The sequence below is a fragment of the Mesorhizobium sp. EU05-FHT14A09 genome (genome assembly GCF_058790995.1).
Genome location: NZ_JBYTDF010000003.1, coordinates 239,316 through 253,830, shown reverse-complemented (window position 1 = coordinate 253,830; position 14,515 = coordinate 239,316). Strand labels below are relative to the sequence as shown.

Annotated in this window: 12 protein-coding genes, 1 tRNA gene and 1 pseudogene; 4 read left to right on the top strand and 10 right to left on the bottom strand. The window is 62.9% G+C overall.

The window, feature by feature from the left end; all coding sequences use genetic code 11:
- Window positions 1-1,032, bottom strand: coding sequence for a GTPase ObgE (obgE, locus tag AC3WTO_RS12790; RefSeq protein ID WP_492461109.1), 1,032 nt, complete (start codon window positions 1,030-1,032; stop codon window positions 1-3).
- A gap of 118 nt (window positions 1,033-1,150) precedes the next feature.
- Between obgE and AC3WTO_RS12785 the strand changes: the two genes are divergently transcribed.
- Window positions 1,151-2,020, top strand: a complete 870-nt coding sequence (locus tag AC3WTO_RS12785; RefSeq protein ID WP_492461108.1) for an endonuclease/exonuclease/phosphatase family protein — start codon at window positions 1,151-1,153, stop codon at window positions 2,018-2,020.
- A 1-nt stretch (window position 2,021) separates the two neighbouring features.
- On the opposite strand, the gene AC3WTO_RS12780 is transcribed toward AC3WTO_RS12785, so the two are convergent.
- From AC3WTO_RS12780 to rplU, 4 genes and pseudogenes are all read right to left on the bottom strand, one after another.
- On the bottom strand, window positions 2,022-2,558 hold the full coding sequence (locus tag AC3WTO_RS12780; protein WP_492461107.1) for a GNAT family N-acetyltransferase: 537 nt from the start codon (window positions 2,556-2,558) through the stop codon (window positions 2,022-2,024).
- A 156-nt stretch (window positions 2,559-2,714) separates the two neighbouring features.
- Window positions 2,715-3,302: a GNAT family N-acetyltransferase gene (locus AC3WTO_RS12775; protein ID WP_492461106.1), complete on the bottom strand. Its 588-nt coding sequence runs from the start codon at window positions 3,300-3,302 to the stop codon at window positions 2,715-2,717.
- A gap of 121 nt (window positions 3,303-3,423) precedes the next feature.
- Window positions 3,424-3,693, bottom strand: a complete 270-nt coding sequence (gene rpmA, locus AC3WTO_RS12770; RefSeq protein ID WP_054309796.1) for a 50S ribosomal protein L27 — start codon at window positions 3,691-3,693, stop codon at window positions 3,424-3,426.
- 106 nt (window positions 3,694-3,799) lie between these two features.
- Window positions 3,800-4,243 (bottom strand): annotated as a pseudogene (gene rplU, locus AC3WTO_RS12765) (50S ribosomal protein L21); the annotation flags it as partial.
- Window positions 4,244-4,519: 276 nt separating this feature from the next.
- On the opposite strand from rplU, the gene AC3WTO_RS12760 reads away from it, so the two are divergent.
- Window positions 4,520-4,609: transfer RNA gene (locus AC3WTO_RS12760), tRNA-Ser, on the top strand.
- Window positions 4,610-5,290: 681 nt separating this feature from the next.
- Window positions 5,291-6,160, top strand: a complete 870-nt coding sequence (locus tag AC3WTO_RS12755; RefSeq protein ID WP_492461534.1) for an aminoglycoside phosphotransferase family protein — start codon at window positions 5,291-5,293, stop codon at window positions 6,158-6,160.
- Window positions 6,161-6,166: 6 nt separating this feature from the next.
- On the opposite strand, the gene AC3WTO_RS12750 is transcribed toward AC3WTO_RS12755, so the two are convergent.
- The 5 genes from AC3WTO_RS12750 to tmpA form a co-directional block, all read right to left on the bottom strand.
- Window positions 6,167-7,819, bottom strand: a complete 1,653-nt coding sequence (locus AC3WTO_RS12750; protein ID WP_492461105.1) for an ABC transporter substrate-binding protein — start codon at window positions 7,817-7,819, stop codon at window positions 6,167-6,169.
- Window positions 7,820-7,895: 76 nt separating this feature from the next.
- Window positions 7,896-9,947, bottom strand: coding sequence for an oxidoreductase (locus tag AC3WTO_RS12745; RefSeq protein WP_492461104.1), 2,052 nt, complete (start codon window positions 9,945-9,947; stop codon window positions 7,896-7,898).
- A 151-nt stretch (window positions 9,948-10,098) separates the two neighbouring features.
- Window positions 10,099-11,658 (bottom strand): trimethylamine methyltransferase family protein, encoded by a 1,560-nt coding sequence (locus AC3WTO_RS12740; RefSeq protein ID WP_492461103.1) that lies wholly within the window; start codon window positions 11,656-11,658, stop codon window positions 10,099-10,101.
- Between the two features lie 139 nt (window positions 11,659-11,797).
- Complete coding sequence (tmpB, locus tag AC3WTO_RS12735; RefSeq protein WP_492461102.1) at window positions 11,798-12,397, bottom strand: (R)-1-hydroxy-2-trimethylaminoethylphosphonate oxygenase; 600 nt, start codon at window positions 12,395-12,397, stop codon at window positions 11,798-11,800.
- Window positions 12,394-13,539 carry a 2-trimethylaminoethylphosphonate dioxygenase gene (gene tmpA, locus AC3WTO_RS12730; RefSeq protein WP_492461101.1) on the bottom strand — a complete coding sequence of 382 codons (1,146 nt, stop codon included), beginning with the start codon at window positions 13,537-13,539 and terminating at the stop codon, window positions 12,394-12,396. Before tmpA ends, tmpB begins: the two co-directional genes overlap by 4 nt.
- Window positions 13,540-13,640: 101 nt before the next feature.
- On the opposite strand from tmpA, the gene AC3WTO_RS12725 reads away from it, so the two are divergent.
- Window positions 13,641-14,504: a LysR family transcriptional regulator gene (locus tag AC3WTO_RS12725; protein WP_492461100.1), complete on the top strand. Its 864-nt coding sequence runs from the start codon at window positions 13,641-13,643 to the stop codon at window positions 14,502-14,504.
- Window positions 14,505-14,515 lie beyond the last annotated feature (11 nt).

Genomic DNA, 14,515 nt, shown 5'->3' with positions numbered 1-14,515 from the left:
CTACTGTTCCCAGCGCGTCTCGACTTTCGCCGGAACGGCAGCACGCGCTTCGGCGACAACGGCCATCAGCGCGCGCAGCACCGCTTCGACACCTTCGCCGGTGACGGCAGAGACCAGGAACGGCGCACGGCCGGCAGCGCGTTTCAGCGAAGCCAGCTTCTTCTTGCGTTCGTCCTCATCCAGCGTGTCGGCCTGGGAGAGCGCGACGATCTCGACCTTGTCCTCCAGCCCGTGACCATAGGCCTCGAGCTCCTTGCGCACGGTCTTGTAGGCCTTGCCGGGATTTTCCTCCTGGGCCGAAACCAGATGCAGCAGCACACGCGTGCGCTCGACATGGCCAAGGAAACGGTCGCCGATGCCGACGCCCTCATGCGCGCCCTCGATCAGGCCCGGAATATCGGCCAGCACGAATTCGCGTGCATCGATGCGCGCGACGCCAAGACCCGGATGCAGCGTCGTGAACGGATAGTCGGCGATCTTCGGCTTTGCCGCCGTGACCGCCGCCAGGAAGGTCGACTTGCCGGCATTCGGCAGGCCGACCAGCCCGGCGTCGGCGATCAGCTTGAGCCGCAGCCAGATCGTCAGCTCTTCACCCGGCAGGCCTGGATTGGCGCGTCTTGGCGCCTGATTGGTGGACGTCTTGAAATGCTGGTTGCCGAAACCGCCATTTCCGCCGGCTGCAAGGCGGAAGCGCTGCCCTTCCTCGGTCAGGTCGCAGATCAGCGTCTCGTTGTCCTCGGCATAGATCTGGGTGCCGGCGGGCACCTTGAGTGTGACATCGCCGCCCTTGGCGCCGGTACGGTTGCGGCCCATGCCATGCACACCCGTCTTGGCACGGAAGTGCTGCTGGTAACGATAGTCGATCAGCGTGTTCAACCCGTTGACGACCTCGACCCAGACATCGCCGCCGCGACCACCGTCGCCGCCATCCGGCCCGCCGAATTCAATGAACTTTTCGCGCCGGAACGAGACGGCACCGGCTCCGCCGTCGCCGGAGCGGATATAAACCTTGGCCTGATCGAGGAATTTCATCGGTAGACGCGACTTCTGTTGCTATGGAGTTTCATGAACCTGTCTGCTCTAAACTATGGAAAGGCCTAGAGCGAGAGTGGGGACGGTCGATTTTGCGGCCGGAGCGGGAGAGTTCGTCATGCGCGTTGTCACTTACAACATCCGGTACGGCCTCGGCCTCGACGGTCGCTACGAGATCGGCCGCATTGCCGACGCCGTCCGCGGTGCCGATGTGATCGCCCTTCAGGAGGTTTCGCGCAACAACCCGCGCAATGGCGGGCACGACATGGTGGCAGCCCTCGGCGAAGCGCTGCCCGATTATTTTGCCGTCTATGGCTCCAACTTCGAAGCGAATGTCGGCTCGTCCGTCGTTGGCGGCCGGGCGCACACGATCACGTTCCAGCTCGGCAACATGGTGTTGTCGAAGACGCCGATCCACCTGTCGCGCAACCTGCTGCTGCCGCGAAGCCGCTCCATCGGCTCCATGAACTTCCAGCGCGGCGCCCTTGAAGCCCTGATCGAGACACCGCTCGGTTTCGTGCGTTTCTATTCCGCCCATCTCGACCATCGCAATCCCGTCGAGCGTGCCCGACAGATCCGCTTCCTGCGCGACCGCGTGCTCGGCTACGCGCTCGAAGGCGGCGGCCTGAGCGGCCTCGACGAGATCGGCCTGCCGGAACCGCCGTGTCCCGAGGCTTTCATCGTGATGGGCGACTTCAACATGCTGGCCGGTTCGCCGGAATATGCCGAGTTCGCCGGCCTGCCCAACCACGAATTCGGCCAGCCTCTCAGCGCGGACCTCGCTGTCGACGCCGCCGCGCGACTGAATGTCGGCGAACCGGATCTCGTCACCTGGGTCGACCCTGACCGGCCGAAGGATGAAAGCCACCACAAGCGCATCGACTACATCTTCACCAGCGCCTCGCTGGCCGGTTCGCTGAAACGCCTGTGGGTCGACCGCAAGGCGGACGGCTCCGACCATCAGCCGGTCTGGCTCGAACTGGGCTGAGCTAGATCGTTGCTCGCCAGGCATCCCGGTTCGCCTTGTCGATGATCGCCATGGAGATGGTGTCGCCGTAGCGCCCGTCGATGCAGATCGCATCGCGTTCCACGCCTTCCTGTACGAAACCGACCTTCCTGTAGAGGGCGATGGCCCGCGTGTTGTCGGCATGGGCGGACAGTTCTATGCGCACGAAACCTTGCCGGCGCGCTTCTTCAAGCGTCGTTTCGATCAGCAGACGGCCAAGCCCGCGATCGCGATAGGCCGGGATGATCCCCATGCCGAGCGCTCCGCCATGGGCATGGATCGGCCTTTCATGGCGCGAGATATCGCACCAGCCCACGACCTCATCCTGCACCACCGCCACGAACTGCGGATTGCGCTTTGCCATCATGCCAAGCACGAAATCGCGGGTGGACGGCAGCGGTGGCGCTTCCAGGAAAGCGAGATATCTGCGCTCGCGCGCCACGGTGTCGAGCGCGCGATGGAAACTCTCGATATGGGCTTCAGCCATCGGCACGATGGCGGGTGATGTCGTCTCGGTCATCGTCTTGCCTATGCCGTTCGGCCAGAGCAGTTTCAGGAAAAGTGCGTCGCGGTTTCCGTCTGGAATCGCGCAAAAACAAAGGGTTGGAGCGTCCTGGAAAAACAGGAACGCGCCAGCGAGCGACACCTGCCTGGCGGTGCCGCCCAGCCGAACGCATTACAGCCGCACCCAGCTCCTCAGGCTCGTCCAGGTCTTGCGGTCGAGCCGGTAGCGCTCGACCGGCACCTGCCCGGCGACCATCGAATTCAGCATGCCCTGACCGGCATACTGGAAACCGCACTTGTGGATGACCCGGCGCGAGGCAGGATTGATCACCCGGGTGGAGGCATGCAGCACCTGGATCGTCGTGCGCGTGAAAGCAAGATCGACCAGGGCATGCGCTGCCTCGGTGGCGTAGCCGCGCTTCCAGTGCGGCTCGCCGATCCAGTAGCCTAGCTCCAGGCCGCGGTCGGTGCTGTTCAACCCGGCACAGCCGATGAAGGCGCCGTTCTCGGCAAGGGTCAGTGCGTAGACGATGCCGCCGCGCGGTGCACGCGCCATGGCCAGGAAAGTGCGGGCTTCCTCGATGCCATAAGGATGCGGCATGCGGGCGAGCATCTCGGCGACGTGGCGGTTGTCGGCAAGCGCCACCAGTTGATCGACATCCGTCTCGCACGGCGCCCGCATCACCAGGCGTTCGGTGCGCAGCACCGGGTTATCGATCGTGAAGCCTCCGTCGTCCGTGTAGTCCGCTTCGGCAACCATTTTGAAAGTCCTCCAGGCACGAGAAAAAGGGGAGATGGTCACCCATCTCCCCTGATCCTTTTCCTGGCTTTGCCAGACACCGGTTCCCGAGATGGGGGCCGGTGTCTTGGTGCGGAACCGGCTACTCCGCGGCCTTAAGAGTCGGGTTCACCGACACGTAGGTTCGGCCATTGGCTTTTTTGTTGAAGGCTACGACGCCGGCTTCCAGCGCAAACAGGGTATGGTCCTTGCCCATGCCGACATTGGTGCCGGCATGCCACTTGGTGCCACGTTGACGAATAATGATGTTGCCTGCGATGACGGCTTCGCTGCCGAACTTCTTCACGCCAAGGCGCTTGGATTCCGAATCGCGACCGTTGCGCGACGAACCGCCAGCTTTCTTGTGTGCCATTTCATTGCTCCTTTGCGCCGCGGGGGCGCCTCAAAACCCTTATGAACGCGATCGCGTTCCGTTTCAAGCCTGCTCGGGCGGCAGCGCCGCCCAGTCAGTCTTACTCAGCGGCGTCCTCAGCCTTGGCCTTCTTCGGCGCAGCCTTCTCCTTCTTCGGAGCGGCTTCAGCCTTGGCCTCTGCAGCGGTTTCCGCCTTCACCTCGGCCTTGGCAGCCGCCTTCTTGGCAGGCTTGGCACCGGCGACCAGAATTTCGGAGATGCGCACGGTGGTCTGCAGCTGGCGGTGGCCGATCTTGCGGCGCGAATTCTGCCGGCGGCGCTTCTTGAAAGCGATGACGGTGCGGTTCTTGCCCTGCTCGACGACTTCGGCGGTGACCACCGCGCCGTCGACGAACGGAGCGCCGATCACGACATTCTCGCCTTCGCCATGCGCCAGAACCTGGCCGATTTCGACGACGTCGCCGACATTGGCCTCGAGCTTCTCGATCTTGAGCACATCGTTGGCGGCAACACGATACTGCTTGCCGCCCGTTTTGATGACTGCGAACATTTTTTGCCTTTCGCTGTTCGGTCGGCCTTTTTGAACCGCTTGTCCTTTTCGGGGCGGTTCGGCCGTCTTTTTGTCAGTCTGCGGGTTCAAAAACAAGCGGCGCGGAGAATCCCCCACGCCGAATGCGGGCCGTCCATAACCGCAGCTTTGCGGTGAGTCAAGGCAAAGGCCAGCCGGCTTCGCCAAAAAGGGCCGAAATCAGGCCATTTAGGGCCTTGTGTCCCGGCCAAGCACCCGTTATCTAGTGCGCCGCGCCGGCAAGGCCGACCACGCTGCGGAGAAGTGGCTGAGTGGTTGAAAGCACCGCACTCGAAATGCGGCATACTCGCAAGGGTATCGGGGGTTCGAATCCCTCCTTCTCCGCCACTATCTTTCACCCTCGATAGAGCCTAGGTTTCAAGACCTAAGCGCTCCCGCTGGACTGCCGGTGGGCTTGTGGTAGCGCGCGCCAAAATAGGAAATAACTTGCACGCCCCAGGAAAGGCCACCACGGCCTCTTGAACAGGTTCGCCTCGCCAAAGATCTCGGGTATATTCCCTCATACAAGGGTCGCCACATCTTATTGGAAGAGTGATGGGGGTTTTTGTTTGCACGCTTCTTGCCGGGGTAGGCGTTCTAATCTTCGCTGAAGGCATTTGGATTCAATGGAGCGAACATCACTTCGCCAGCACAGCAGTTCGAGTCAGTGTCGAGGTTACCAGACTGATTGAGAATAGAGACGGAGACGGCAATACGTTCAGTCCCGTGTTTCGCATAACTGAAGGAGACTTTGCCGGGAGAACATGGGAGTCCTCTTTTGGATCCGGCACACCAATTCACTTTCTAGGCGAGCGCTCCAGTGGCCTTTTCGACCCCATAACTGGTCGGATCGAGAGCCTCCGGTCGAGCCGATCAAGCAGGATACTCGGTGTTCTAGTTATGATATTTGGCCTGATCTTTTTTGGCGGCTCATTGTACATCATTTATGAAGAATTTGCCAAATTAAGTGCTCCTTTGATTAGATGAAGACGGAACCGCATATTGCAATCTACCGACGTTCCACGTGCCATGACCGCAGCCAAGTCGACCGCCTCAGAGCTTGGCCTGACAGCCGATGATGCGGTTGTTCTCCAGAATTCGAACAAGCTCACCTTGCGCCTTCTGCCCTGTGACGTCCTGGCCCGGGTCGCGCCCTTCGGGGATCCAGCTATGCCGTTCGAGGTCGAGCTTGCCGACCTGCTCGCCAAGACCGGCAGCCCTATTGCCGTGCTCGAACCTCGCGTTCCGCCGCGCGTCTACGAGCGCGATGGTTTCGCGCAGACATTCTGGACCTACCATGCATCCGTCACGCCGGATGTCGCGCCGGCCGACTATGCGCGTTCATTGCGGAACCTGCACACCGGCATGGGAAAGATCGCGATTGCCACGCCGCACTTCACCGATCGGGTCGCGGAAGCAGAGCGACTTCTGGCCAATCGTCAGCTGACGCCTGAACTGGCCGATGAGGATCGGGAATTTCTCAGCAGCCTGCTGAAAAGCCTGACACGAACAATTGTCGCGAACGGCGCGGTGGAACAGTTGCTGCACGGCGAACCACACCCCGGCAACGTGCTGAGCACCAGGCTCGGGCCGCTGTTCATCGACCTTGAGACAGGTTGCCGGGGGCCGGTGGAGTTCGACCTGGCGCATGTGCCTGATGCGGTCATCGAGCATTATCCGGACGTCGATCAGGCGTTGCTGAGCAAATGCCGAGCCCTCGTGCTCGCCATGGTCGCAGCGTGGCGGTGGGACGCGGGCGATCAGTTTCCAGACGGGCGGCACTGGGCCGAACAGCTCATCAGTACCTTGCGCGAGGGCCCGCCATGGCCGTCGCTCGACGCGATGACACGGCGCCTCGCCGGCCGGCACGATCTGTCGACTGCGCCGGCCGATCGCTGAAACCGATCAGGCCTGTTCCAGCCAGACGTTCTGCAGATCCATCTCGAAGGTCTGGTGGATACCGTAGTTCCGTACCTTCTTGCTCATGTGGCAGAAAAGCTTCTGCCAGTAGGGCTGGATGATGACGCCTGACTCCTGCAGGATCGTCTCCAGATCCTTCATCACCTCACGCCGCTTCTCGACATCGTTGATGGAAAGCGCCTGTTTCAGCCTGGCGTCGAAATCGGGATTGGAATAGCCGGATTCGTTCCAGGCCTCGCCGGTGCGATAGCCCAGCGCCAGCACCTGCACGGCAAGCGGACGCATGTACCAGATCGTCATCGAATAGGGGTACTTGGTCCAGTCGTTCCAGAAGGTCGAACCCGGCAGCACGGTCCGCTTGACCTTGATGCCGGCCTCGCGCAACTGCGCCGCGATGGCGTCGCCGGTGTTCTTCTGCCAGTCGTCCTCGATGGTGATCAGCTCATGCTCGAAGTCGGCCTGGCCCGCTTCGGCCATCAGCTTCTTGGCGCCGGCGGCATCGCGCTCTTTCTTGGGCAGCGCATAGTATTCGGGCTGGATCGGGCTGACGTGATGGTTTTCGCCGACCGTTCCGCGCCCGCTGTAGCCGAGCTGCAGCACGACATTGTTGTCGACCGCCATCTGCAGCGCGTTGCGCACCCTCTGGTCGTCATAGGGCTTGTGCGTGACGTTGGTGCGCGCAACCAGCGTCGTCGCCGTCGCGACTTCCGACTTCACCAGATCCATCTTGTCCAGGATGTCGATGAAATCCGCCGGTGTTTCCAGGTTGAGGTCGATCTCGCCCGATTCGAACGCATTCACCGAGGCGTTGAAATCGGTGCCGTAGTCGACGAATTCGACGCCGTCGAGCGGTGCCTCTCCGCCCCACCATGTGCCGTTTTCGCGCCGCTTGACCACGGCCTTCTGGCCGACCGCATAGGACACCAGCTCGAACGGCCCGGTGCCGATCGGCTTCTTGACCGGATCGGCGCCGTCAGCGTCGAAATTGCGATGCACGATCAGCGCCGGATAGTCGGTGAAGTTCGGAACCAGCGCGATGTCCGGCTCGCTCAGCTTCAGCTTCACGGTGTGGTCATCGACCTTGGTGATGGCGCCGTCGCGGGCCTTGCCGGTCTTGGCGTCGATCAGCGCGCCCATGCGCCCGGCCATCGAGTTGCCGGCAGCTGCCTTTTCGCACCAGCGGGTCAGGTTGTAGGCGACATCGTCAGCGGTGAAGGCGTCACCATTGTTCCAGGTCACGCCCTTGCGCACATGCAGGACATATTCGGTGGCGTCGTCGTTGACGTCCCAGCTTTCGAGCAGCACCGGCTCGAAGGTGAATTCGCGGGTGTAGCGCACCAGCGGTTCGAGCCAGCTGCGCGAGACATTGGCAAGCTCCACCCAGTCATAGGTGCGCGGGTCCTTCTGTGCCTTGACCGGCATCGAGACCCGCAACGTGCCGCCCTTCCTGGCCTCTTCGGCGAAGGCAGGAGCAGGAACGGCCAGGCCGACCAGCCCGTAGGCAAGGGCCGTCGAGGCACCAAGCGCGCTCGCCAGCGCCAGGAATTCGCGCCGGTCGAAGCGGCCAGCCAGCACATCCCTGGCCATCGCCTCGACCGCTGCGGGGACGCGGTCGCCGTTGTTTCTGAAGAACCTCATTTTCTCCTCCCTTTTGTGTTCTGCCCGGTTCCCTTGGATTTCTGCGTTCATGTCTCCGTTGTAGCGGCAGCCTCCTTCACGCCCGCAGCCCGAACCGCACGCCGTCATAGACGGCGGCATGGATGTTCCTGGAAGCGACGGCGTCGCCGATGCGATAGAGGATGAAGGACCCGGCGGGGTTGCGAGCGGGAAAGATGTCGCCGCCGGCGACCAGCCGTTCATAGTCGACGGCGCCCGTATTGGCGGAAAGCGGCTTCAGTGCCAGATAAAGCTCGTCCAGCGGTGCCGTGCCATGCTCGACGACGACCTGATCGACCAGCCTTGTCGCCTGCCACCCTCCGGCGAAGTCCGAGCCGAGTGTCGCCACCAGTTGATTGCCATCGCGCTTCACCGAACGCAGGCGGGTGTTGATGGTGATGGTCACGCCCTTGGCGTGGAAAGCAGCCATATAAGGCACATGGTTCAGCCCGCCCATTTCCGGCGCGAAGAAGCGCTCCGGCGAAACCAGTTCGAGCTTCGCACCCTGGTTGGCGATCAGTTCAGCGGCGCCCATGCCCTGGTGGCCGCCATTGTCGTCATAGAGCAGCACGTTCTCGGCCGCCTTCACCGCGCCCGAGAGGATGTCCCAGCTCGAGGTGACCAGATCATCGCCCGCTTCCAGCGGCGGGTTCTGCGGAATGCCCCCGGTGGCGATGACGACTACATCTGGATCGAGGTCGAGCACATCCTGGCTTTCGGCCCAGCTATCGTAGCGGATATCGACACCGAGCCGCTCGAGTTCGGCAAGCCGCCAGTCGACGATGCCGATCAGTTCCTTGCGGCGCGGGTTCTGCGCCGCAAGCCGGATCTGTCCGCCGGCCTGAGAAGCGGCCTCCAGCACCGTCACCGTGTGGCCGCGCTCGCCCGCGACGCGGGCAGCCTCCAGCCCGGCCGGACCGGCGCCGACCACGACGATGCGCTTTCGCTCTCCAGTGGTCCTCTCGATGACGTGCGGGATCGTCGCTTCCCGGCCCGTTGCCGCATTGTGGATGCACAGCGCCTCGCCGCCTTCATAGATGCGGTCCAGGCAGTAGGTCGCGCCGACACAGGGGCGGATCTCGTGCTCGCGGCCCTCCATCACCTTCCGCATGATGTGCGGGTCGGCAATGTGGGCGCGCGTCATGCCGACCATGTCGAGCTTGCCGCTGGTTATGGCATGGCGCGCCGTCGCCACATCCTGGATGCGCGCGGCGTGGAAGGTCGGGAACTTCGTCGCGGCCCTGACCTCGCCGGCGAAGTCGAGATGCGGCGAGGAACGCATGCCCGTCACCGGGATGACCTTGGAGAGTGCTGCATCGCTTTCGATCGAGCCGCGGATGATGTTGAGGAAATCGACCTTGCCGGAGTTCGCCAGCCGGCGCGCGATCTCGATGCCTTCTTCCTTCGAAAGGCCGGCGGCGAAATCCTCGTCCGCCACCATGCGGATGCCGACGACGAAATCCTTGCCCACCGCTGCCCGCACCGCGTCGAGCACCATATCGGTGAAGCGCAGCCGGTTCTCCAGTGAACCGCCGAAATCGTCGTCGCGACGGTTGGTGGCCGGCGACCAGAAACCGTCGATGAGATGGCCATAGGCCTCGAACTCGATGCCGTCGAGACCTGCCGCCTGACAGCGCTGGGCGGCGGCGGCGTAGTCCCCGACGATGCGTTCGATGTCCCAGTCCTCTGCCGTCTTCGGAAAGGCGCGATGTGCCGGCTCGCGCACCGGCGAAGCCGACAGCACCGGCAGCCAGTCGGCCTTGTTCCAGCCGGTGCGGCGACCGAGATGGGTGATCTGGATCATCACCTTGCAGTCATGCTCGTGACAGGCATCGGTGAGCTCGGCCAGCCAGGGCACGATGGCATCGTCATAGAGATGCAGATTGCCGAAGGCGGCCGGGCTGTCGCGCGACACGATGGCCGAGCCCGCCGTCATCGTCAGCGCCATGCCGCCCTTGGCCTTCTCGGCATGATAGAGCCGGTAGCGCTGCTTCGGCATGCCGTCTTCGGAGTAGGCCGGCTCATGGCTCGTCGACATCACCCGGTTCTTCAAAACCAGATGCTTCAGACGGTAGGGTTGGAGGAGCGGATCTTTGGGTAGCGAAGTCATACGACTGCCTGCCTGCATCTGAATGGAACCTGCAGCCCGATCATGCCGATTTAGGAGGCCCCGGCAATTCCGTCCGGAATTGCGTAAGAATGAAGAATTGGAGCGTTTCCGCGTTTCCATGAAAAACGGAAACGCTCTGAGACTATCTGTTTCAATTGACGGTATCCGGCAGCTTTTCCTCGCGCCGCGCGATGAAATCCTCCAGCGCCTCGGCGATGCCCTCGTCGAGCTTCGGTTCCTCGTAGTCGGCCAGCATGTTGCGCGCCTTCTCCCGGCCGCGCGCATCATGATCCTTCGCGCCTTCGGCGTTCCATTGCTCGAAGGAATTGAAATCCATGATGCTCGGGCTGAAGAAGGCCTTCTCGAAATGATCGAGCGTGTGCTGGGTGCCGAGATAGTGGCCGGCCGGCCCGACTTCGCGCACGGCCGCCATCGCGTCCTTGAAGTCCTCGAACGGAACCCCGCCGGCATATTTGTACCAGCCGACAAGCTGCTCGCAGTCGGTGGCGAATTTCGAATAACCGCAGGCCAGTCCGGCCTCGAGCCAGCCGGCGGAATGCCAGATGTAGTTGGCGCCGGCCAGGATAGCCGCATGCATCAGCATGTTCGCTTCATAACCCGCTTGTGCGTCGTTGAGCTTGGAGCCGACATGGAAGCCGGAGGTGCGCCAGGGCAGCCGGTATTTCCGGGCGAGCGCGCCCATGAGATACATCATCTGCGCCGCTTCCGGCGTGCCGCCCATGGGCGCACCCGTCTTCATGTCGACGGCGACCATGAACTGCCCGTAGATCTGCGGCGATCCCGGACGCAGCAGCTGCGTGAAGGCGACGCCCGCCAGCGCCTCGGCATTGACCTGCGCCACCGCGCCCACCGAAGAAGCCGGTGTCGAGGCGCCGCAAAGCGCGAAGGGGGCGAGGATCAGCGGCTGGTTGTTGCGCGCATAGACCTTCATGGCGTCGAGCATGGTTGCATCCCACACCAGCGGCGAGTTGCAGTTGGTGATCGACACCAGCACCGGATTGTCGCGGACATAGTCTTCGCCGAACACGATACCGGCCATGGCCATCGTGTCTTCGGCGCGATCCTTCGACGTCACGATGCCCATGAACGGCTTGTCGGAATGTTTCAGCGCCGAATGGATGATGTGCAGGTGCCGCTTCGGCACCGGAATCTCCATCGGCTCGCAGATGATCGAGCTCGACGAATGCAGCGCCGGCGCCATGTAGGCGAGCTTGTGGAAGTTCTGCAGGTCGGCCAGCGTGCCGTAGCGCCGGTGGTTGTCGAGGTCGCGCACATAGGGCGCGCCGTACATCGGCACGAAGATGGAATTCTTGCCGCCGACGCGCACCGAGCGCTGCGGGTTGCGCGCATTGAGCGTGAACTCGGCGGGAACCTTCGACACCAGTTCCATCAGCAGGGCACGGTCGAGACGAACCCGCGTGCCGGAGACATCGGCCCCGGCCTGCCGCCACAAGGCGATCGCCTCGTCGTCGCGGAATTCGCAGCCGACCTCTTCGAGGATCGACAGCGATTCCTGGTGGATCAACTCGACCGCTTCGTCGGGGACGATCTCATAGGCCGGGATCTGGCGCACCAGCGTCGGGAAGGCCGGCACGGCGGCACTTCTGAGCGCCTTGCGCCCGATGCGTCCGCCGCCGCGACGATGCGGGGCCGGCGTTTCCGTGACCTGGCTTAGATCTGCGATACTCATCTCTGGCGTTCTCCCTTGCGGAAAGAGAACGCAGCGCACCCCGCTTGTTCAAGCGAATAAGGAACCCTGTTCGCTTGAATTCAACTCAAGCGAGCAGGGGAACCACAAGCCGCGCAATCCGATGGTTTCCGCGCGACGATCAGGCAGGTGCTTTGCAGTGCGCATCGACCACCCGCTGCACCATCGGTGCGTAATGCGGGAAGTTCGGTGTCGCAAGGCCGGCGATCTTCCCGGCATCGTCGAGATGACGAACCCGCACGATGTCGCGGACATTGGGATTCGTCTCGAAAACGGCGATTTCCTCCGCGCTCATCGGTCCGCCCTGCAGGTTAAGCGAGTGGATCGAAGCCGCCGACAACTGCCCGAAATAGGAAGGGTCGGTCGCGCAGATATAGCGCTTGGCGGCGACGTGGAAACGAACGCAGTCAATCACCAGATCGGGAAAGAAGCGCTGCAGCACTTCGGCGCCGGCCTCTTCATGATGTTTGTCGTGCGTGTCGTCCATCGAGAACGTGCCGAACTCGCTGGTGAAATGGCCGATGTCGTGCAGCAAGGCCGCGACGACGATGATTTCCGGCTCGCCCTGCTGCTCGGCCAGATAGGCGCCCTGCAGCATGTGTTCGGCCATCGTCACCGGCTCCCCGAGATACTCCTCACCGCCGCGACGCTCGAAGATATCGGCGAGGAAGGGGACAATCGTATCCGCCGTCAGCGTATCGGAAGCGGGCTTCGCCATCATGCCGCCTCCTGCCGCTCGATCGCCGCAAGCGTGGACAGCAGGCCGTCCTTGTCGGCATAGCAGCCCTGGAGCCAGCGCGAACCCGCGCCTGAATAGCCCTTTCGGGCATGCAGCACGCGCGTGTTGTCGACGATGAAGGATTCGCCCGGCGACAGCTTGAAAGTCACTTCCATCGACGTGTCGTCTATCAGCTCTCCCAGTCGGCGATAGGCGGCGTAATAGTCGGCCATGTCGTCATACGGCACCTCGGTGATGGCTGCTGCCGAGCGGTTGTTGAAGCGGATGCCGACCAGTTCCCCGTCCGGGGCAAGCTCGATCATCGGCCTGCGCGAGCGCAGGCACACGCCGGCGCTGCCGGCATATTCGAAACGGGCGCAGTGGCCGGCCAGAAGATCGAAACCGCGCGGGTTTTCCGCACGCAGACGCTCGCAGGCGCGGAATCCGTCGACAACCATGTTTTCGCCGCCCTCGGCCGAATTCTCCAGGCAATAGAGGATCTGCAGGGTCGGCACCGGATCGCGATAGGGATTGTCGGTGTGGGCCTGAAGGCCAAGCCCGGTATAGGCAAGGTTGGAGGGGTTCACCTCTGTCCGCACTTCGAAATGGCGGCCGTAATTCGTCTCCCGGACATAGCCGAACAGCGAAGCGACCTTGAACAGCGCACCGCTTTCCACCAGACCGCCGACAAGTTTGCCAAACCCGAAGCGCCGCACCCCGGCAAGCCAGGCGGCGAGCGCATCCCTGTCCTGGCTCACCGCCGCAAAATCAGCAACTGGAATGGCCTCACCCAGTGTCGCATCCCAGGTCTCGATGTCCGGACCGGTCCACCCTGTGACGCGGCGCGGCGCGTTGTCATAGCTGTGGCCGGCAAGCCATTCGAGATCGTAGGCAATGGTCCTGCCTTCCGGCTGGAACATCACATGAAGCTGCTTTCCATCGATCTGCGCCGAAACGATCGTCGTATCGGCGGGAATATCGCCGAGCGTTATCAAGCGCTGCCCGTTCCCCGGCGCGCGGGTCGCTTCGTCCCAGGCATTGTCGCGCAGCCAGATGGCGTGGAAACGATGTCTGCCCTTGCCCGGAAGGTCGAGCGCAAGCGCCCCGCCACCGTCCAGGATCTCGAATTGGGTGTTGCCTGCCATGGGTCGCTCCTCAGCGGATAATGGTGGGATGACCGATACTTGACACCGCACCTCACATAAGCACAAACAACGATATCTGGCAGCAAGACCTCAAATTCGTTATGCCTCAAACCGCGCAGAACCTGCCGCCGCTTGAATGGATCCGCGTCTTCGAAGCGTCGGCGCGGCTTGGCAGCTTTACCGCCGCCGCCAATGAACTGGGCCTGACCCAGGCGGCGGTCAGCCAGCGCATCAAGAACCTGGAACTTCATCTCGGCGCGCAGCTGTTCAGCCGGAAGGCGCGGGGTGTCATCCTTTCAACGCAGGGCGAGGCCTGGCTCCCTCACGTCCAGGCGGCGTTGGCGGAGCTGCTGCACAGCGCGGCCAATCTCTTCGAGCAGCCACGGCGCAAGATCAGCATCGCGGCCTCGAATTCGGTGATCGAGCTGTGGATCGTTCCTCGTCTGGCCGACATCGCGCGCCGCCTGCCCCATGTGCAGCTTTCGTTCGAAACCATCCAGAACCTGCCGGACTATGATCGGCTGGAGGTCGATTTCGAGATCCGCTTTGGCACGGGCAACTGGGCAGGCCGCGAGGCAATCCAGCTTTTTGCCGAAGAGCTGACGCCATTGGCCTCGCCGTCCCTGCTGGGAGATGGCACGGATTGGCAGGACCGACCGCGTATCGCCACTTCCGGGCCGCGGCTCGGCTGGCGGGATTGGTCGAATGCAGCAGCCGAGCTGCCCGGCCCGACGCCTTTGCTGCGCTTCGACACCTTCGTGCAATCCCTGCGGGCAGCGGAAGCTGGTGCCGGCGTCCTGCTGGGCTCGCTCGCATTGTGCGCGAACGCCATCGCAGCCGGCAGGCTGAAGCGCCTGACGGATCGCACGCTGCATATGGAAGCCGGTTACTGGATAAGCTGGGCGCGCAGTCACCCAGCCTTTGCCGAGCAAAGGGACCTGGTCGATTGCCTTGCCCGCCCCTGACCCGCTGCTGT

Coding starts and splice junctions, on each gene's coding strand:
- obgE (WP_492461109.1), bottom strand. CDS start 1,032: ATGAAATTCCTCGATCAGGCCAAGGTTTATATCCGCTCCGGCGACGGC.
- rpmA (WP_054309796.1), bottom strand. CDS start 3,693: ATGGCACACAAGAAAGCTGGCGGTTCGTCGCGCAACGGTCGCGATTCG.
- tmpB (WP_492461102.1), bottom strand. CDS start 12,397: ATGATGGCGAAGCCCGCTTCCGATACGCTGACGGCGGATACGATTGTC.
- AC3WTO_RS12775 (WP_492461106.1), bottom strand. CDS start 3,302: ATGGTTGCCGAAGCGGACTACACGGACGACGGAGGCTTCACGATCGAT.
- AC3WTO_RS12745 (WP_492461104.1), bottom strand. CDS start 9,947: ATGACTTCGCTACCCAAAGATCCGCTCCTCCAACCCTACCGTCTGAAG.
- AC3WTO_RS12755 (WP_492461534.1), top strand. CDS start 5,291: ATGACCGCAGCCAAGTCGACCGCCTCAGAGCTTGGCCTGACAGCCGAT.
- AC3WTO_RS12780 (WP_492461107.1), bottom strand. CDS start 2,558: ATGACCGAGACGACATCACCCGCCATCGTGCCGATGGCTGAAGCCCAT.
- AC3WTO_RS12750 (WP_492461105.1), bottom strand. CDS start 7,819: ATGAGGTTCTTCAGAAACAACGGCGACCGCGTCCCCGCAGCGGTCGAG.
- AC3WTO_RS12785 (WP_492461108.1), top strand. CDS start 1,151: ATGCGCGTTGTCACTTACAACATCCGGTACGGCCTCGGCCTCGACGGT.
- AC3WTO_RS12740 (WP_492461103.1), bottom strand. CDS start 11,658: ATGAGTATCGCAGATCTAAGCCAGGTCACGGAAACGCCGGCCCCGCAT.
- tmpA (WP_492461101.1), bottom strand. CDS start 13,539: ATGGCAGGCAACACCCAATTCGAGATCCTGGACGGTGGCGGGGCGCTT.
- AC3WTO_RS12725 (WP_492461100.1), top strand. CDS start 13,641: ATGCCTCAAACCGCGCAGAACCTGCCGCCGCTTGAATGGATCCGCGTC.